The organism is Bradyrhizobium sp. WYCCWR15520 (assembly GCF_056174665.1).
In genome coordinates, this window is the sequence record NZ_JBWBWM010000019.1 from 142,996 (window position 1) to 160,052 (window position 17,057).

25 protein-coding genes and 1 tRNA gene are annotated in these 17,057 nt (G+C 59.5%); 8 read left to right on the forward strand and 18 right to left on the reverse strand.

The genetic code is table 11. The annotated features are described in order from the left end of the window. Positions 1-107: 107 nt before the first annotated feature. The 5 genes from AC0QUY_RS22520 to AC0QUY_RS22540 form a co-directional block, all read right to left on the reverse strand. Positions 108-1,151 (reverse strand): PrsW family glutamic-type intramembrane protease, encoded by a 1,044-nt coding sequence (locus AC0QUY_RS22520; protein WP_161854464.1) that lies wholly within the window; start codon positions 1,149-1,151, stop codon positions 108-110. A 145-nt stretch (positions 1,152-1,296) separates the two neighbouring features. Next, positions 1,297-2,511: an MFS transporter gene (locus tag AC0QUY_RS22525; protein WP_475388430.1), complete on the reverse strand. Its 1,215-nt coding sequence runs from the start codon at positions 2,509-2,511 to the stop codon at positions 1,297-1,299. Between the two features lie 18 nt (positions 2,512-2,529). Beyond that, on the reverse strand, positions 2,530-3,762 hold the full coding sequence (locus tag AC0QUY_RS22530) for a hydantoinase/carbamoylase family amidase (protein ID WP_475388432.1): 1,233 nt from the start codon (positions 3,760-3,762) through the stop codon (positions 2,530-2,532). Between the two features lie 616 nt (positions 3,763-4,378). Further along, positions 4,379-5,074, reverse strand: a complete 696-nt coding sequence (locus AC0QUY_RS22535) for a PEPxxWA-CTERM sorting domain-containing protein (protein ID WP_475388433.1) — start codon at positions 5,072-5,074, stop codon at positions 4,379-4,381. Between the two features lie 201 nt (positions 5,075-5,275). Further along, a complete protein-coding gene (locus AC0QUY_RS22540; protein WP_475388434.1) occupies positions 5,276-5,950 on the reverse strand; it encodes a PEPxxWA-CTERM sorting domain-containing protein in 675 nt (224 codons plus the stop codon). Between the two features lie 473 nt (positions 5,951-6,423). Here AC0QUY_RS22540 and AC0QUY_RS22545 point away from each other — a divergent pair, with 473 nt between their 5' ends. After that, the gene (locus AC0QUY_RS22545) at positions 6,424-6,867 is read left to right on the forward strand and encodes a hypothetical protein (RefSeq protein ID WP_475388435.1); all 444 of its coding nucleotides are present in this window, start codon (positions 6,424-6,426) and stop codon (positions 6,865-6,867) included. 603 nt (positions 6,868-7,470) lie between these two features. On the opposite strand, the gene AC0QUY_RS22550 is transcribed toward AC0QUY_RS22545, so the two are convergent. Together AC0QUY_RS22550 and AC0QUY_RS22555 are read right to left on the reverse strand one after the other, a co-directional pair. Continuing rightward, positions 7,471-7,680 (reverse strand): hypothetical protein, encoded by a 210-nt coding sequence (locus tag AC0QUY_RS22550; protein ID WP_475388436.1) that lies wholly within the window; start codon positions 7,678-7,680, stop codon positions 7,471-7,473. A gap of 711 nt (positions 7,681-8,391) precedes the next feature. Beyond that, a complete protein-coding gene (locus AC0QUY_RS22555) occupies positions 8,392-8,562 on the reverse strand; it encodes a hypothetical protein (protein WP_475388437.1) in 171 nt (56 codons plus the stop codon). A gap of 374 nt (positions 8,563-8,936) precedes the next feature. Here AC0QUY_RS22555 and AC0QUY_RS22560 point away from each other — a divergent pair, with 374 nt between their 5' ends. Next, positions 8,937-9,461: a hypothetical protein gene (locus tag AC0QUY_RS22560; RefSeq protein WP_475388438.1), complete on the forward strand. Its 525-nt coding sequence runs from the start codon at positions 8,937-8,939 to the stop codon at positions 9,459-9,461. 616 nt (positions 9,462-10,077) lie between these two features. On the opposite strand, the gene AC0QUY_RS22565 is transcribed toward AC0QUY_RS22560, so the two are convergent. The 4 genes from AC0QUY_RS22565 to AC0QUY_RS22580 form a co-directional block, all read right to left on the reverse strand. Next, a complete protein-coding gene (locus AC0QUY_RS22565; protein ID WP_475388439.1) occupies positions 10,078-10,287 on the reverse strand; it encodes a hypothetical protein in 210 nt (69 codons plus the stop codon). A gap of 232 nt (positions 10,288-10,519) precedes the next feature. Then, positions 10,520-10,804 (reverse strand): PilZ domain-containing protein, encoded by a 285-nt coding sequence (locus tag AC0QUY_RS22570; RefSeq protein ID WP_475388440.1) that lies wholly within the window; start codon positions 10,802-10,804, stop codon positions 10,520-10,522. A gap of 1,007 nt (positions 10,805-11,811) precedes the next feature. Further along, on the reverse strand, positions 11,812-11,958 hold the full coding sequence (locus tag AC0QUY_RS22575; RefSeq protein WP_475388441.1) for a hypothetical protein: 147 nt from the start codon (positions 11,956-11,958) through the stop codon (positions 11,812-11,814). A gap of 443 nt (positions 11,959-12,401) precedes the next feature. Continuing rightward, positions 12,402-12,476 (reverse strand) — tRNA-Glu (locus AC0QUY_RS22580). A gap of 237 nt (positions 12,477-12,713) precedes the next feature. On the opposite strand from AC0QUY_RS22580, the gene AC0QUY_RS22585 reads away from it, so the two are divergent. Beyond that, the gene (locus AC0QUY_RS22585; RefSeq protein WP_065756268.1) at positions 12,714-12,974 is read left to right on the forward strand and encodes a PilZ domain-containing protein; all 261 of its coding nucleotides are present in this window, start codon (positions 12,714-12,716) and stop codon (positions 12,972-12,974) included. Positions 12,975-13,031: 57 nt separating this feature from the next. Next, positions 13,032-13,262: a porin gene (locus AC0QUY_RS22590; protein WP_475388443.1), complete on the forward strand. Its 231-nt coding sequence runs from the start codon at positions 13,032-13,034 to the stop codon at positions 13,260-13,262. 8 nt (positions 13,263-13,270) lie between these two features. Here the strand turns inward: AC0QUY_RS22590 and AC0QUY_RS22595 are convergent, their stop codons facing one another. The 4 genes from AC0QUY_RS22595 to AC0QUY_RS22610 form a co-directional block, all read right to left on the reverse strand. Beyond that, positions 13,271-13,918: a glutathione S-transferase family protein gene (locus tag AC0QUY_RS22595; RefSeq protein WP_475388444.1), complete on the reverse strand. Its 648-nt coding sequence runs from the start codon at positions 13,916-13,918 to the stop codon at positions 13,271-13,273. Between the two features lie 157 nt (positions 13,919-14,075). Next, entirely contained in the window at positions 14,076-14,198 is a 123-nt protein-coding gene (locus AC0QUY_RS22600) for a hypothetical protein (RefSeq protein WP_475388445.1), read from the reverse strand. Between the two features lie 47 nt (positions 14,199-14,245). Beyond that, complete coding sequence (locus AC0QUY_RS22605; protein ID WP_475388446.1) at positions 14,246-14,416, reverse strand: hypothetical protein; 171 nt, start codon at positions 14,414-14,416, stop codon at positions 14,246-14,248. Positions 14,417-14,464: 48 nt separating this feature from the next. After that, complete coding sequence (locus tag AC0QUY_RS22610; RefSeq protein ID WP_475388447.1) at positions 14,465-14,917, reverse strand: VOC family protein; 453 nt, start codon at positions 14,915-14,917, stop codon at positions 14,465-14,467. A gap of 171 nt (positions 14,918-15,088) precedes the next feature. Between AC0QUY_RS22610 and AC0QUY_RS22615 the strand changes: the two genes are divergently transcribed. Further along, on the forward strand, positions 15,089-15,250 hold the full coding sequence (locus tag AC0QUY_RS22615; protein WP_475388448.1) for a hypothetical protein: 162 nt from the start codon (positions 15,089-15,091) through the stop codon (positions 15,248-15,250). 7 nt (positions 15,251-15,257) lie between these two features. On the opposite strand, the gene AC0QUY_RS22620 is transcribed toward AC0QUY_RS22615, so the two are convergent. After that, entirely contained in the window at positions 15,258-15,422 is a 165-nt protein-coding gene (locus AC0QUY_RS22620; RefSeq protein ID WP_202639078.1) for a Flp family type IVb pilin, read from the reverse strand. 265 nt (positions 15,423-15,687) lie between these two features. On the opposite strand from AC0QUY_RS22620, the gene AC0QUY_RS22625 reads away from it, so the two are divergent. Next, positions 15,688-15,846 carry a hypothetical protein gene (locus AC0QUY_RS22625; RefSeq protein ID WP_475388449.1) on the forward strand — a complete coding sequence of 53 codons (159 nt, stop codon included), beginning with the start codon at positions 15,688-15,690 and terminating at the stop codon, positions 15,844-15,846. Positions 15,847-15,927: 81 nt separating this feature from the next. Continuing rightward, complete coding sequence (locus AC0QUY_RS22630) at positions 15,928-16,224, forward strand: putative quinol monooxygenase (protein ID WP_475388450.1); 297 nt, start codon at positions 15,928-15,930, stop codon at positions 16,222-16,224. Between the two features lie 33 nt (positions 16,225-16,257). Here AC0QUY_RS22630 and AC0QUY_RS22635 read toward each other — a convergent pair whose 3' ends face one another. Continuing rightward, complete coding sequence (locus AC0QUY_RS22635; protein ID WP_475388452.1) at positions 16,258-16,536, reverse strand: hypothetical protein; 279 nt, start codon at positions 16,534-16,536, stop codon at positions 16,258-16,260. 29 nt (positions 16,537-16,565) lie between these two features. Here AC0QUY_RS22635 and AC0QUY_RS22640 point away from each other — a divergent pair, with 29 nt between their 5' ends. Further along, positions 16,566-16,745 carry a hypothetical protein gene (locus AC0QUY_RS22640; RefSeq protein WP_475388453.1) on the forward strand — a complete coding sequence of 60 codons (180 nt, stop codon included), beginning with the start codon at positions 16,566-16,568 and terminating at the stop codon, positions 16,743-16,745. A gap of 57 nt (positions 16,746-16,802) precedes the next feature. Here AC0QUY_RS22640 and AC0QUY_RS22645 read toward each other — a convergent pair whose 3' ends face one another. Further along, positions 16,803-16,997 (reverse strand): hypothetical protein, encoded by a 195-nt coding sequence (locus AC0QUY_RS22645; RefSeq protein ID WP_161854478.1) that lies wholly within the window; start codon positions 16,995-16,997, stop codon positions 16,803-16,805. Between the last annotated feature and the right edge of the window lie 60 nt (positions 16,998-17,057).

The following is a 17,057-nucleotide window of genomic DNA, read 5'->3' on the forward strand; positions in this document are numbered from 1 at the left end:
TCCCGATGCCTGCCGCGCCGATTGGGTTTCCAATATAGCCCGTACGCCGACTGCGGGTGAACTTTGTTCGTGAGGTTTAAGCGAGATCAACGACGGGAAGACGACACTCAGCCCGGTTCGGGCGCCGACGAGAATCCCTCCGAGGACGTCCTGATGCGGTTGCGGCCGAACACATAAACCGCAGATGTCGCCAGCAACAATGCCAGGCCTATCAGAATGGAGGTCATGCCGAGCGGAACGAGAAGCAGCGAGGCGTTGCGATCCGGATTGACGAACCAGTGATGGAGCGAGGTCAGCACGAAAGCCGCGCCCGCGAAGCCCGCACCGCTGCCCACCAGCAAGAGCGCCCACATCCGCCGCAACTGGCTCAGCCGCTCACGTGCAAGTTCGGTGCGCGGCGCATGATGGCGGCCGACGCGCCGCACCAGGCGGATGGCAAATCCGATCGAGCTGAAGCCGATCAAAAGGCTCGTCGCCGCCAGCAGCATTCGCGTGGTGGGGCCGAGATCGGGATGTTTCTGCAACGTCAGCAGCGGGAAGTCGAAGGCGGCGTGCAGCGCCACCGGCGCGAACAGCGCCAGGCACCAACTCGAGATCCGAGCCCAGTCGCGATGATGCCGATGCGCGCCGAGCGCGGTACCCGCGCGCGCGATCGCGATATAGGCGCCCGCGATGATGCCGAGCGCGCCGTGGAACGGCACCGTCAGCACGCTGCGCAAGGCCGCCAGCGAGCGCCACATGTCGGCGTGCTGCACCAGATAAGCGAGGTTTTCGTAAGCCGCGAAGCCGAGGCCGGCGGCCGCGCCGTAGACCACGGTGTCCATCGGATCCGCAAACGTGCGTCGACGCACCGGCAGCGATACGGCAATGATCACGAGGACCTTGACGATTTCTTCCGGTGCGGCGACGCCGAAGATGGAACGCAGGCCCTGCGTCATCCAGGGGTTTCCCGGCACGGCAAGGATCGCGGCAAACGGGGCGCGCGCCACTCCCAACAGCGAAATGCTGGCGGCCCCGAGTACGAACGCCAGCCATACCCGCGCCGGCGGGCCAGGGCGTTCGTCGGCGGCAATGACGAGCCAGAGCACCAGCAACGCCGGTGCAATGGCGGCAACGCCGATCGATGTGGGGAGGGCCTGGAGCAGCAACATCTTGCGGAACTTACCTCATGCGAGCGTAAATGGCCGTAAACTCAGCCGTTTGCAAGAAAAGTCGAACGCGACTCCTTGTCGCCAAGCAAGGTTTGAAGTTCCAGCCTTTGCGGGCGCCGCAATGGCGGATCAATCCGCCATCGGCTTAAACGCGGATCCGTTGGCCGATCTTGCCCCGTACCATCAGCAATCCCGCCAGCGCGGCCAGCGCGAAGCCGGCGCCGGCCAGGAACGTTCCCTGCGGCCCCGCGATATCCCAGAGCGCGCCGGCAATGACGCTGGCAGCGAGCATCGCCACGCCGCCGAGCAGGTTGAAGAATCCGAAAGCCGTGCCGCGCAACTCGGCCGGCGCCGTATCGGCAACCAGCGCAGCCAGTAAGCCTTGCGTCAGCCCCATGTGCAGGCCCCAGAGCACGACGCCCAGCGCAACGCCGCCCACCGAGGGCATCAGGGCCAGCACGACATCCGCAGCGATCAGCAACACAATGCCGCTCGCCAGCACGGCCGTCCGGCTCATGCGGTCCGACATGACGCCGGCGGGATAGGCGGCGAGGGCATAGACGACATTCATGGCCACCAGCACGACTGGCACCAGCATGATCGGCAGCCCGACATTCTGGGCGCGGAGAACGAGGAAGGCTTCGCTGAATCGCGCCAGCGTGAACACGCTCGCGACTGCCACCACCCACCAATAGGCCGTTCCCAGGTTTTTGATCTCGGCCAGGCTGATCGGATTGCGCACGGTGCGCAGCGCTTTCGGTCGTTCCGGCTCGCGCACGGCGAAAACGATCAGCGCGAACGCCAGGAAGGCGGGGATCACGGCAACCCAGAACACCGTCGTGAAGTTATCAGCCGTCCACCACATCAGGGCAATGGCGAGCAGGGGGCCTGTGAAGGCGCCGATCGTGTCGAGCGATTGGCGCAACCCAAAACTCGCACCGCGCAGGTCGGGTGGCGAGAGATCCGCCACCAGCGCATCACGGGGCGCGCCGCGAATGCCCTTGCCGATCCGATCGACGAAACGCGCAGCCACCAGCCAGCCGACGGTTGGTGCGAGCGGAAACACCGGCTTGGTGAAGGCCGCGAGGCCATAGCCGATGGCGGCCAGCCATTTGCGCTTGCCGAGCCAGTCCGAGAGCGCGCCGGAGAATATTTTGGTGATGGAGGCGGTGGCCTCGGCGATGCCTTCGATGACGCCGACCGTCACCATCGACGCGCCGAGCACCGAGACCAGGTAGATCGGCAGCAAAGCGTGGATCATCTCCGACGAGATGTCCATCAGCATCGAGACAAAGCCCAGGACCCATACGCCTGGTGGAATATCCCTGATCGAACGGGTCGGCTTGGTCTCAGTGGCCATGTCGTTTCTCGTGCCGCCTCATCGCGCCAACAGCCGCCGGCAGGCATCAACAAACACCTCGGCCCCCGTGACGATGTCGGCGTCGGTGGTGTTCTCGGTCCAGTGGTGCGAGATGCCGCCGATCGAGGGCACGAACAGCATGCCCGCCGGCATCACGGTGGCAAGAATCTGGGCGTCGTGGCCGGCGCCGCTCGGCATGCGGAGCGACTTGCCGCCAGCAAAGGCTGCGCTGGCTTGTTCGACGGCTTGCTGGAATGAGGCGTCCATCAACGCAGGCGCCCCGGTGCGGATGCGCTCCACCGCGACGCTGCAGCGGCCCTGCGCGCTGACCTCGGCAGCCATGCTGCGGAGGAGATCTTCCAGCCGCGCGATCACGGCGGGATCGTCGTCGCGAATCTGGAACAGCATTTCCGCCGCGCCCGGGATGATGCTCGGCGCGCCGGGATCGAGCGTGATGCGGCCCGTGGTCCACACCGTGCGCGGACCGCAGGCCGCGGGGAAGCGGTCGTCGATCGCGACGCAGAACCTGGCGAGCGCGAGGCCGGCGTCGCGGCGAACTGCCATCCGCGTGGTGCCGGCGTGGTTCTGTTCGCCGGTGAAGGTGATGCGATATTGCCAGATGCCAACGATGGACGTGACGATCCCGATGTTGAGACCGCTGCTTTCGAGGGTCTCGCCCTGTTCGATATGGGCTTCCAGATATCCGATATGCCGACCTTGTTCGCACCGCGCGCGGGCGCGGCCGGCAAGACCCGCGTCGCGCAGCGCATCGCGCATGCTCCTGCCATCGTTGCGGTCGCGCGCCGCGTCGATATCGGCTTCGGTGACGCCGCCGACATACGACCGGCTGCCGAGGAAATGTCCGAAATGCCCTTCCTCGTCGCACCAGGACGCAACTTCGACCGCGCCGTTTGTATTTGGATCGGGATTGATGACGCGGGCGGCTTCGAGCGCATAGATCACGCCGAGCGGTCCATCGAGCCAGCCCGCGTGGTTTTGGCTTTCCAGATGCGATCCCGCCAACAGCTTCGGTCCGTCTTTCGTGCTGGTGCCGATGATATTGCCGATGCCGTCGATCTCGCCCGCAAGGCCGGCCTCGGGCAGCCGCTGCACCAGCCACGCTAGTGAACGCAGATGCGGCTCCGAGAACGTCGGCTTGTGAACACCGGACTTATACGTGCCGATTGCACGCAGTGCGCGAAGGTCGGCGAGGACTCGCGTGCCGTCGACGCGTGAGAGATTGTCTGTCATTTGAGTTGCGTACCTGTCGCCCCGTAGTTCTCCGGAGAAGAACAAAGTTCCTGAGGTAGTTCTCCGGGGTAGAACAAAGTTCCTGCGATCGTTCCAGTAGCAGAACAAAGTTCCTGTGATATCGCCGGTTGCCTTGTCTATCCCGTCGATAGCAGCGCCAATGCGAAGACAGCAAGCCACGCCACGATGACGAGTGCCGCCACGGCGCCAGCGGTGATCTTCGCCTTCTCCTTGAGCGTGTAGTCGCGCATTCTTTCCGTAAAAAGAGTAGTGGTATGCGGATCGTTGTGAGACGAGTTTACTCGCGCATTCTCATCGAAAGAAGTCTGGTGCAGAGAGGGATTGGTGGCCCAAGGGATCAATGCGCGAAGGCCGGGCAGGGCTTCCACATTTCCGATCGGCGACACCACTCGGCCGCGCGCTGAGCGACCGGATGCGCCTGGTGTGAGACTTGACCGAAGCCATGCTGGCGGCGCTAAGAGAGATGATCTCGCCGCATGCCGAGCATGGAGCACTCTTCAGTCATCCTCCCCTTGGGAACGAATCGGAGCCGGTTCCAGACTTTGGTCAAAAAAAAGCCGCCCGGAGGCGGCTTTCCGCAAAGCTACTGATAACCTCAGGCTAGACACAGCGAGCCTTGTTGCTCCTTGCGTCGATAAACCATGAAGCCGACACCTGCGAAACCCAAGATCATCAATGCCCAAGTGGCGGGCTCGGGCACTGCACCAACCGCCGTAAGTTCGCCGAACTGGAAATTGTCGAAACCGACCGTGCCCGAGGTGCCAGTGAAGGTGACCGAGTGTATGCCTGCAAAATTGAGGGTCAAAGTTGGCCCGGTGCCGAGCGGATAGTTGTCGGTGTCGCTTACCGAGCCGAGCAAATTTCCGAGATAGTCATAAGCTGACAACGTAACGGTGCCGGAGCCGAGGCCATAGGTTTCGCCCAGCACGCTGACAAAATTCGTAGTAGCCAAGATGGAGGTATTGGCTACCGTGAAGAAGGAAGCACCAATTGCAGCGGAGTAATCGAGAGTTCCGTTCGCTGTTGTGCCTCCGATGATGTTGGGCGGAGTGGGAGTCAACCATGGATACCCATGATCGACGACAGCGGCGTAACCGGCACCCGAGGTGAACAACACGCCGCTTGCTGCCAAGAACTGATTAGAGAGCTGAGCGCCAACCGGTACTGCTGCTCCTGGCGAGTTGCCCATCGCAACCAATCCGACCTCTTCAAACGTGATCGTAGTAGCATGGGATTGTTCGACTACTGCGAGAGCGGCGATTGCGAAGATCGCTTTAGCAAAATGCTTCATCGTACAATCCTGAGTATGAGTGAAAATATTATGGAGTGTTCCAGCATATGATGAGCTTTGCAAGGCCCGTGTGGCCGCACTTCGGACGCCCCCAACACCGCTGATGGCACAGCCCGCTGCGACTTAATATTCGTGGGCCGTCATTTCGGAAAAAAGGCCGCCACAAGTGGCGGCCCTTTGATTTTCTATGGAACGCGCCCATCAGACCAGACGCAGCGCCTTGCCTTGCCCGCGGCGGCGATAGGCCAAGAACCCAACGCCGGCGAAGCCCAGAATCATCATCGCCCATGTGGACGGTTCGGGCACGGCGGCCGTGACTTCCTCAAGTCTGATCTGCCTCACATCCTGAACGCCGTTCCCTCCATTGAACGTCATGAAGATGGAGGAAATGGACTGTCCGTTGATGCCCTGAAAGCCAAAGAAGTTCTCGCCGTTTGCGAGGGCATAATTGTTAAACGAGAACGGGTCCAGGTTGTCGTCGTAAAGAGTGAAACTGACCGACGTTGCGCCGCCGCCGTTCCGGCCGTTCAGCACGGTATTGATATTGAACTCCAGGTCGTTGAACGTGCCGCCGCCTTGGAGATGCCAGTTCAGGCTGGTGAGGCGCGCCTCCGCTGTGCCTTCGATCCGGGCCTGTCCACCGTTCGCGGTGATCGTGTTGCCGCCGTCGTACGTGGTGCCTGAAAACTCGACAAGCGTGCCCGACTGCGTATGTCCCAAAACGGTCGTACCGGTCTGAGTGCCATCGTTGAAAAGAACATTGTCGCCCTGGATCGAACTCGCCGGCACCATGACGATATCTGCGTGGGCCGGCAGCGAAACACCGGCGGTCAGAGCGAGGATGCAAATTGCACCCAGGGTATTTGATTTGACCATGCGCAACTCCTGCCAATAACTGGAATTCAAAATTGCTTTTATTTGCCGGCGCGAATTGCCAGATTTTCCCGACTTATATCATTTATTAAAAACCCGTAAAGGGAAGTGGGCTTACTGAAATACCTCTGAATAAAATAATTCCAGCCATTATAGGTTGCGCTGCGACCCTTCACATCTGCCTGTAAAGGCCCATTACGGCTGTATTGGCGACTGCCGACAATCCATTGCCCTCCATTTAATTTTTAGTTCATGAACCTATAAATAAATTAAGGAGCGCTCAAAATAAATGCGCAATCTTCCCGGTCTGAGTACGATCGGGATGATGTACGGTATCGGCCGCCCAGCGGCCCTGTGCAATATCGCGTACCGATCGCCGAGCGAGCGTCCACACGGCAACCGAGCTGGAAGCGATCGTAGCCGGCCGCGACCCGGGCAAGATCCACACAGCGATTGCCCAGCTGGATCAGGACCTGATGACGCTGGAGGCGGCGAGGGCTGGCTTTAGCCAGAAGCAGGCCGACGCGCGCAAGCTTGAAGATGCGAACGCCAAGAATGCGTTGATTGCCGAACATCGCCAGCAATCTGACGAGCTCGAAGCGGCAACGAAGGAATTTGCCACCGCGATCGAGAAAGCCCGGGCAACCGGCGCCAGAGTGGCGGGCTTGGCAAAGCAGCACGATCGCACCTTCGGCGAACTGGAAGCCCTTGGCGAGCGTCGGCTTAGCAGAGCGTCAGGCATCATCCGCAATACGATCGGTGAAGTCCGGCGGGGTGACGGTGTGTCCGAATACGGCCGGCGGATCGATATCGGGTTGGAGGAAGTGCTCTCCGACAATCCCAGCATTATGCGCCGTGCTCAAATCCTGCGCCGTGGCCGGGTTGGCGAGACCAACCATGCGCGGGACATGGCGACTTGAGGGCTGGATGAAACTGGCGAGGGGTGGATGATCGTCGTCTCAACTATCAACCGCCGGGCCTTGCATGAAAAACCCCCGCCGCAACATGGAGCACGACGGGGGCACACAGGGTATGGAGCGAGGGTAGCCTGTGACCAAGGCCGATGTCGCTCGCAATGGCCTGCAGGAGAAGTGAAGCGTCATGGGTGCAGTGAGACAAGACGAAGATTTGAGCAACACGCGAGGTTCCTCAGCAAGGGAACCTCGGCGCTCAAAGACGCCAGGATTCTAGATCAACCTATCGATAATCTGGAACGTGAAGAACTGTGCGACGTTCATAAGCGGGGCCAGATGGTCTTGTCCGATGAACGAAGCAACATTCTTCATTATGGGTGTAGTGGGTTTGGGGCTATGGGCCGCTATCGTCGCGGTCCTTGACCTAATGGCGGCACGGGAACGAAAGCGGCTTCGGCTTCGCCGTCATGATGGCTGACGTGCCGAGATAACCCTGTAAGCTTTCGCGCGCTTCTTGCTTGGAGCGGACATCCGCTCGAAGCGGTGCCGGTTCAGCGCTCGCATGACGCCGATGCGCGCGAGCATCACCGGACCTTGTCTTTGGCTGAATTAACTTCGGGACCTGAAATACAAAGTCGTCTCATGCCCGCCCAGCAGAACTCGCTTGCGTTCGATCTGGCCCTCTTTAGCCATCAGCCTCAGATTGTGTTTAATGCTCGCGGGCGACCACATCTTCAGTTGCTTCCAAAGCAACAAGCCAGATATCGCGTTTTCTTCGCCAATAGGAATGAGATCGGCCAGATCGTCAGAAACAGACATGCGATAATGCTCGACCAGCAAATATAAACTAGGGCGAAAAATACCCCTTTGATAATCTATTACTTCAGTCCAATTCGCCGCTGATCGACCCAACCAACGGGGCCGCATTGCGTACACTTCAAATGTGCGCAGACATCGTACCAGCCCCAGTCCGGAAGTCTATCGAGCGGCACGGCCGCATAGTGCCAGCACCGGAGGGCAGGGGATCGCGATTGAGCGGCCAACCGAGCGAAGCCAATCAGGTCGCGCTCGCTCAACAACCCTCAGGCCGAGCGGCGAGGGTAAATGACGGCGGGCACGGCTCTGCCGCTTGCGGCGACAAAATGCGCCGAGTGACAGGAAAAGTTCTTATGGTATCGTTTTCGTCCGAGAAGCGGATCCGAACATGAAACTGCAGTTCTTGTCCGGGCGTAAATCTGTCGTCTTTTCCATCTGTGACACCCGACACTCTCCCCCTCAACCTGCCCACGCTTTTCGGAGCTATTGTTCCGATAGATGCAAGGCTCATTGACGATTTCAATAGATCGAGACTCTGCTGGGAAGATGAGAGGTAAAGGTCTCCAAGCAGTCGCCCGTCGATGACGACGATGGCCGCACAAATTGCGATCCAAAAGGCGCTGAATATCACCCACAACCGGAATAGGCCGCGTCCCCAATTCACCGCGCAGGTGTCCTTGCTTTTAGTCCCAGCTCCACAAGCCGGGGCATTGGCTAATATGTCAGCGGCAGCACTCGTTGCAAAATAGCACCGAGGCAAACGAGCACCACGAGCAACTTGAGCAGATTTGCTAGTCGGCTGTCGGTGGCGAACTTGTCGATCGCCCAAAAGCAGATTGCGCCGACGACGACGATAATTAAAACCCCTATCAAAGCAGAAATCATATCGCCCTCGTTGTGCTGTTGGACTTCACTTTCCCTTCGCCTTCAGCCCCAGCTCTACAAGCCGGCGGATGGCCTCTGGCCGGCCAGGCAGATCTTCCTGCTGACGGCGCCAATCATCTATTCCCTTGAGGGCGGGCAGGGTCAAACGGACATTCACCGCCTCAGACTCAACGGGCGGACGACCGCGGGATTTTTTAGCGCTATTAATTGTTGACTTCATGATTTGATGGTGCCATAAAATAGCGAGCCGAACAAGTGCTGGAACACTTGCACGGCTCTAACCCGAGCCACGAAGGACTGTGATCCAATGACCCGGGCTGACAGCGTGCATAGCACGCCACCCACAAACGCGCCCATACCTCAAACCCAATCCGATGCCCCGTCGCGGCGTCGCTTCCTTACTCAAGCCGCTGGCGTGGCCGCCGGTGGCGCCGTTCTCGGGATGGCACTTCCCACTGCCCGTATCGGCTGAAGACTCTCAGCGAGTCCCTGACCCGATCCTGGCGGCGATCGAAACCCACAAGGCTGCGATGTCCGCTGTGGTGGCTGTTTTGGACACCCACACCATCCTCGAAAAGGAATTGCCCAAAGAGAAAAGGCGGTCGTTCGTGACCATTTGGGAGGAAAAGATAGTCGAAACCGACGACCCGCGCTGGATTGAATGCGAGCGGGAGATAATACGAGCTTGGGACGCCGAGATGGACGCAGCCGTAACCTTGGTTACCGTGCGGCCCACAACGCAGGCGGGGCTACTCGCGCTGCTCCAGCACGCCTTGATGCACGACACCGACGTATGCGCTTGGCCTGCCGAACTGGTATCGGACGACGGCAAACGGCGGACGTGGCATTACTTTCTAATTGAAAACGTAGCTACTGCCCTGGCCCTTGGCGTTGCGTAGGTGATCTAGGAAATCTTGGCCCGCCGGTTCACGCCGGCGGGTTCTGCTTGCGCCGTGCACCCTAAAGACCCAATGATATGACCTTCGGAGCCTAGGCGTATTTTTTAACCGATTGCCCAATTTGAAGGAGTTATCGACATGCACAGGATTCTGATCGCTGCTGTGATCCTCTCCACCTCTTCGGCCGCTTGGGCTCAGAACCAACCAACTTCATGTTCCGGGGGCGCTCAGTTTTGTAAGGAGAGAATTGGTGCATCTAAAGCCGGAACATCGGTGACCCCTGCACAATGTGACGCCGCTGCCGCTCAGTGCATGAAGAGCGGCGTGTTTGTGGGGCCTGGTTCAGGATATCGCTGGACTGTCGAAAAGAAGTAGCAGCGTCGCAGTCGATGACGAGGATCGGGGACAACGAATGCGCCTGATCCGGCTCTACGCGGCGCGGGCTTGCTTCCGTGTCAGTACGTGGCTTGAATGAGAAACGGCCCCAGTTTCTTTCCAGCAGCTGGGGCCGCCCTCTTCCGGAGGGGGGCTTTGGGGGCTGGTCTCCGGAAGCCCATATCGACGCTTTAGCCGGTCGCCGATGGTGATCTTTTGAGCGCGTGTCACGAGCAAAAGATCAAAACGCACCCGCGTCAAACTGGCCGGCTGTACCAGTCGGTGGGGTGGGAGCAGGATGAGCCAAGCTCTCGACAGCCGACCTTTCCTCCCTCAGGCGCCGTTCCAGAAATTGGCGCTCAAGGTCTGAGAGATTGGTTTTGAGCAGTCGTCGATATCGGCTGATGTTGTTGTCATGGGCGCGCAGACGGGCGAAATTCTCGTCGGTCACGGTGCCTCCGAATGAATAAAAGAAAGAAACTATTCGAGAGAATAAAAAGGGATAGCGCTAACGTTCAAAGTTCTTATGAAAGCAAAGCTTCGTGCCTGGGCGTTTGATTGTCAACAAAATCAAAGCCCGCCGGTTCACGTTGGCGGGCCTTGCAACGAACAGCCCCGGCGCGGGGCTGGGGCCGCGTGCCGGAGCCGTCCTCTTGCGCGCCCTGTCCGAACGCAGATCTAGACTATCGGGGAAGATTAGAGCGGGGACAGCCTACTTTGTCATACCCCGAACTTTGGCGGGGTAATCCGTTCGACGCATCAAGCTTGGTGAACTTGACTCCGATCAAGCGTTCGGTTCGCCATATCACCTTGCAATCGCATCTCAAACGATCAGCAATGATCAGTAGAGTAAACTGGGTCGGAATGCCTAAAAGGCCGACGACCTCCAGCGCCGCTCCAGTCTCAGACTGGCAACGGATGAGGCAGGCGATCGTGCGCCCGCTGAACTCAATACTTCCTGGTTTCAAACTGCTTCATTCCAACCGGCAATATCGGCACGTTAGCGCAATTCGAACGCATCATCTGTCCGCCAACGGACATAGCGCCGTCGGCTTTCAAATTCGCCGCGGAGGGCAGTGGTAAGGCCGGAGCATGTCATCCGGCAACGTCGTGCGTCGGGCCCGCTATTAGGAACGATATTGGTTTGAGGGAGTCGATTCGGTGCTTCCGGTTTGCGTCGCCTTAAGGCTCCCGCCGGTAGCAGACCTTGGCATCAAGGTTGGCGGCTCTGGCGCACGCGCTAGGGCCGCCTTGCTCATCGCGGCGGGCCTCTATTCCACAACTCGAAGGGTTCGGCGCCGTTTCATTCGATCGAGAGCAAGGATGACATCATCTCTATCGAGGACGGCGATGAGCCGGTGCACTGTACGCGTGGCGTCTCGTGGGCCCGGCTCGATGTATTCTCCGAGGATACGCCTGGCATCCTCCATAGCCCGCAATACCGTTTCTTGATCCGTATTGTTCATGGTACGCGCCTAACTGAGCGCGGACTCAATTGGATCGCCGAGCGATAGTTCCTATGGTCGCCGGTTCACGCCGGCGGGCCATTCCCTCTCGTCTCTGGATTTGTTCTCATTAGGATCTCGGTGCTGTCCGTATTGCCCCGGTGTCCCAATCTGATTTTGCTAGTGTCCTAAATCGACTGTTAACAAATGCGCGATTGCTGCCATTATGGCCCATGCTCGCAATGAGCTTTTTTGGGAGGAAGGAATGAAAATTTTTATCGTGGCATTATCGCTGGTATTATTAAGTTCTGTGGTTCCAACGACTACAGCTTCAGCAGGTCGGATGGACGGCAAGGGCAACTGTTCGGGAGGAGTATGCACCGACAAGGGAGTGCAGTGTCCAGCGGGGACCTGTTCTAGGGCCGGAACACCACGTGCCAAGGACGCCAAATATTGTTCTGCTGCGAATTGCAAAAAGTAATGGACCGTAACTTCGATTGTGAAGAGGCCGCCTCAGTTGGCGGCCTCTTTCATTCCAGAACCTCGTACTCAAAGGCGTCGCCTTTGGGATCGTTTTGCTCAAACCACTTTTCCGCGGCGTCAGCGTTCGCGAAGACCTTGAGGTGATCGGCATCGCCAACCTGCTTACTGGTGTCGACGTAGACAAAGACGGTCATCTCAGGATCCTGTGCCCATGCGGGCGTGTTCGAACATCCGGCCTGATGTCGGCGCCGCGGTGGCCGCAGACTTTACAGGTAAACTTAGGCTCCAGGTCGGACAGGCGGACTTCATCGCCCCACTGATCGGCATCCACGATGATGTTATGGGCGCTATGGGGGCAGTAGACCAACAGCTGGCGAGGGCCGCCGCCTGAGCGCATTTCCCCCAGCGTGATCTTCTGTTCGCGCTTTGCCATCGCCTTGCAGATTACCGCCGGCAGGCGGGATCAGGTATCCGGCGGAAAGTAGTATCGCAGCGTCAACCGAACTGCGAAGTAGAGCGCGATGCAGACGGCGATCGCGATACAAGCTGTTTCCATTTGTCGCCCCTCGCTCGTGCGCGTTTATTGTCCATTTGTTGGACAGCGCAGCCGGCAGAGGAGCTAACCCATTGAAATTGTTGGCGCTCCCTAGCGGAATCGAACCGCTCTCTCCACCGTGAAAGGGTGGCGTCCTAACCGATAGACGAAGGGAGCAAAACAACCGGAAAATCAAGGCGTTAGGCGCTTGATGGGCCGTGTTGGCCACCGGCCGTCCAAGGTTCGTGGAGGCGGCGACGGGCGAACGTATAGTGGCGTTTGGCCGGGTGGGCAAGCCGCTCGAAAAGCCGTTTTGCGGCTGTTTTTGATCTCGATCGGCGCGACGGCGACAGACGACACGCAACGAATTTTAAAGCCGCCTGGCGTAAGGCTGTATCGGGGGGAACTTCCGACATGGCTTTGCTATCGAGCAAGAAGCGCGAGACGCGCAAATCGTTGAGCCAGCCCGGGTGGATCACACTCGAAGGCGGTTTTGCCGCGCGCCAGTGCGTCGTGCAGGATCTGTCCACGACGGGGGCGAAGGTCACGATCGACGATCCCAACTCGCTGCCGGCCAAGTTGCGGCTGGCGTTTTCGCGCGATGCCAGGACCGGACGGCGCTGCGAAGTGGTCTGGCGCCGCGGCAAATCGGTCGGCGTGAAGTTCGTCCGCTAATCTGGCATCGATCCGCAAGCAGCGATAAAAGGCGGGATGCGAAAATCTCTCCTGGTCATGATCGCGGTGCTGCTGCCTTCGGTTCCCGCGTTCGCCGAGCAACCCCGCCCGCAAAAGCCCGACAAGGCCGCGACATCGGGCAGGGCGCTTCCGCTGAAGCGTCCGAGTTCGGCTAATGCGTGCGCGGAATACGGCGCGGGCTTCGTCAGAATCGAAGGCACCAACACCTGCATGAAGATTGGCGGCGCGATAAGCGTCGGCGCTGGTGTATCCAGCGGCTCGCGCTGAACAAGCCCTTACGTCATCGGTGGCGCGATGAACTCGGCGAAACCGGGGCGGGCAGCGAATTGCGCGAACCAGCGTTCGAGGTTTGGCAGCCTCTGCTTGGTGACGCCTTCGACGCCGAACCAGCGCCGCGCATAAGCGCCGAGCGCGATATCGGCGATCGTGAACTGATCGCCTTCGATGAAGCGCCGCGTCGCCAGCTGCGCCTCGACGATCCGCCACACCAGGCCTTCGGCGTCGGCATCCTTCTGGATCGCGACCATGTCGCGCTTTTCGACCGGCGTGCGCACCAGCGCCCAGAACACCGGCCGGTCGACCGGCTGCAATGTCGACAGCGTCCAGTCGAGCCAGCGATCGACGCCGGCGCGCGCCTTCGGCTGCGCGGGATAGATCGGCGAGCCCTCACCATAGGCCATGCAGAGATAACGCATCACCGAATTGGATTCCCACAGCACGTAGTCGCCATCCACCAGCGTCGGCACGCGGCCGTTCGGATTCATCGCGAGATAGCGCGCCTCGTTGTTCCTGCCGAATTGCATGCCGGCGTCGATTCGTTCATAGGCCAGATCGAGCTCGGCGAGGCACCACAGCACTTTTTGAACGTTGACCGAGTTGGCCCGGCCCCAGATGGTGAGTTGTTGTTTCTTGTTGTCGGCCACGCGCCTCGCTCCCGCTGATCTGCCTGCGCTCAGTTCTTAGCCGAAGATCGACGAAAAAGCTCGCGTTCGCGCACGGCCAGCGTCAACAAAAAACAGGGCTCTGCCGCAGCGCGACAGAGCCCGTTTCTCGCATTATGCAAGGCTAACGTCAGCTCGGTCAGTGGCCCAGGAACAGCCAGAGCAGAATGATCACCGGAATAGGCACGCCCAGCAACCAAAGCAAAATCCCTCGTCCCATCACTTCCTCCTTCAAAATATATTCGAGGAGAAAACGCGTCATGCCGTGGCCAGTTCCTGCGGATAAAACAACGCTAGGCGAGGAACGTTTTATGATTTCGGAATTCCCACGAGCGACAATCCGATCCGAAACAGCGAGTAGCCGTCGCGCTCCACCGCCTCGCGCACTTCGGCGTTGACATCGTCGGAATGGCGGCTGCGCGTCAGCCGCCATTCGCGCTCACTGGTCTGGTCAGGAAACGGCGTGTCCGCTCGGGTCACGAGCCGGTAGCTCGGATGACGGACGTGGACGAAGAAATGGTACAAGGCCTACCAGTGGCCGGTGTTCGGCATCGAGGTCCACGGCTCGGCTGGCGGCTTCGGCTCGCCTTTCTGCAACAGCTCGATCGAATGCAGATCGGGCGAGCGCACGAACGCCATGTTGCCGTCGCGGGGCGGACGGTTGATGGTGATGCCGGCCTTCATCAGGCGGTCGCAGGTGGCGTAGATGTCGTCGACCTCATAGGCGAGGTGGCCGAAATAGCGGTCCTCGCCATATTTCTCCTCGTCCCAATTATAGGTGAGTTCGACCAGCGGCGCGCCGCGGTTCTGCGGCGCCGCCTTGAACAGGCCCTCGTCCTCAGGCGCGCACAGGAACACCAGCGTGAACCGCCCCTTGTCGTTGTCGACCCGGCGTACTTCCTTCAGCCCCAGCGCATCCCGGTAAAACTTCATCGCGGTATCGAGATCGCGAACGCGCAGCATGGTGTGGAGATAGCGCATGTTTGTTGTCCTCTGGTCTTTGCGAAATTTGGAGTTTCTTCAGCTCCCGAGGGCAACAATTAGCAGCAAATTGCAATGTAGGGCAGGGGCTGCGGGTCTCACTCCGTCCCGTTTACGCGAAACCTGGACAAGCGCGAAACGGCGAGGCACGCCGCGGCGACGTGAAAGCTGATGATCGAAGCGCTTCTCGAAATTGTTATCGTCGGCACCGGACTGTGGGTACTCCGGCTATTTGGCCGACAAGACCCGGGTGAATTTGAATCAATGCTTGCCGGGATTGCGCTCTGGGTTCTGGTCGGCCTCGCTAGCCTTGCCTTTGCAATAATGTTTTGATCGTAACCTACCGCGTCAGCGCCGGAATAAGACTCTCGAACAGCTCCACGAGCCTTTGTCCGGTCATTCCGACAGCCGCGATAATGGCCAATGCGATAAACCCGGCGATGAGGCTATATTCGATTGCGGTGGCGCCGTTCTCGTCGCGCAGAAACTTTCCAAGCATTCCCATTCTCTCTCGAATTTCGATCAGAAACGGTGTGGCACGCTCAAGTTGCCATCAAAACAACCAAAAGCGTAAAATTGCAGTATTTGTTATTCTGAAGCCCGGGGGCCGACGAACTTCATAAGCGACGCTAATAGCGTTGTTGGGGCTTGTTTTGTCCGGCTTGGTTGTTGGCATCTGTTTCGGCCCCCAGAGCGTCACATGACCTGCGTGATCCCCTCCACATACGCAACCAGCGCCGCCCTCCATTGTCGCACCAATGGAGGGTTCAATGATGTATTTGCTCTATGGCCTGCTCATACTCGCGATGGCTTTCTTTCTCGTGCTACCGATCACCGATTTCAGGACGGCCCGGATGAAATTGTCCGTGGTCAGCAGCCTCGGCGTGTTGCTGGCGGTATCGGTTGTCGTGCCGCGCCTGATGCATTAACGAAAGAACTGCCCGCCTCGACGCGTAACGACCGGCGCCTTTCGAGGGCGGGCGGTTGGCTGGCGCGAACGGGGGATCGGCATGATTATCGTAACCGGCAGCATTCTGGCGCGCGAGGACACGTTCGACGACGTGCTTCGCTCGTGCATCGAGCATGTCGAGCGCTCCCGCAAGGAGCCCGGCTGCATTTCGCATGACGTGCATGTCGACTGCCAGAACCCGATGCGGCTGTTCTTCTTCGAACGATGGGAAGACGAGGCGGCGTTGCGCACGCATTTTGCCGTCGAAGGCTCGAAAGCGTTCGTAAAATCGCTCAAGGACCGGATCGTCGAAACCTCGGGAACGAACATCTATCGCGCCGAGACGATACCGCGATAAGGCCGCTGCACGCCGTAATCCGTCGCAGCGGGGCTAGAGCAGGGGATTGCACATCCAATCTTCGGGCCAGAACCTGTTTCCGATCCAGCCCAGCGTCGCCGCCACTGCGAAGAAGATCAGCGCGGTCGGGATCAGTTCGTGGATGCTGAAAGTCTCGGCAATGATCGGGCCGAACAGGTGCGCGGACAGTCCCGCGACACCAATGCCGACGCAAAACAGCAGCACTTGTACGGCCCAGATCACGATGGTGCGAAACAGCATCATGGCGCGACGATAGCGCGATGACCGCGTCGCCGATGTGACCCGGGGCACAGTGGTCTCACGCGCGGACGCGTTAGCCCTTGCGCATCCACTTCACCGCGAATATGCCGACCATCGTGTGTACGATCTGCTCCGCCTTTCTCGCTTACAAGGAAAAGCCTCAGTGGGTGTGGTTCGCAGGGTTGGCCGTGCTCGCGGGCATCGGCGGCCTGCTCGCGCTCAGCGTCGTGCATGCGCAGCAGCTCGCATGGCGAGCGTGAGAGAGAAGGGCCGGACGCAGTCGGGCCCTTGCGCACAAAGTTAGTATTCCCGTCAGGTCAGACCTTGACGTCAAGCAGGGACGGTTCGTCGGCCTGCACTTCCGCAAGCGCCGCTTCGACGGCGGCCGCCTTGGCATGATAGACGGCCTGAAGATCCTGATTGATCGTATTCGGCGGCGCCTTGGCGTTCTGGTCGACGACGAGTTGTATTCTGGCCTGCGTCACTTCAACCGGTATGGGATAAATGACCATGGGATTGACCCTCCTGGGCCAAACCTGTCAGGCGCGCATTTACGTCTTGTAAAGAGGTTC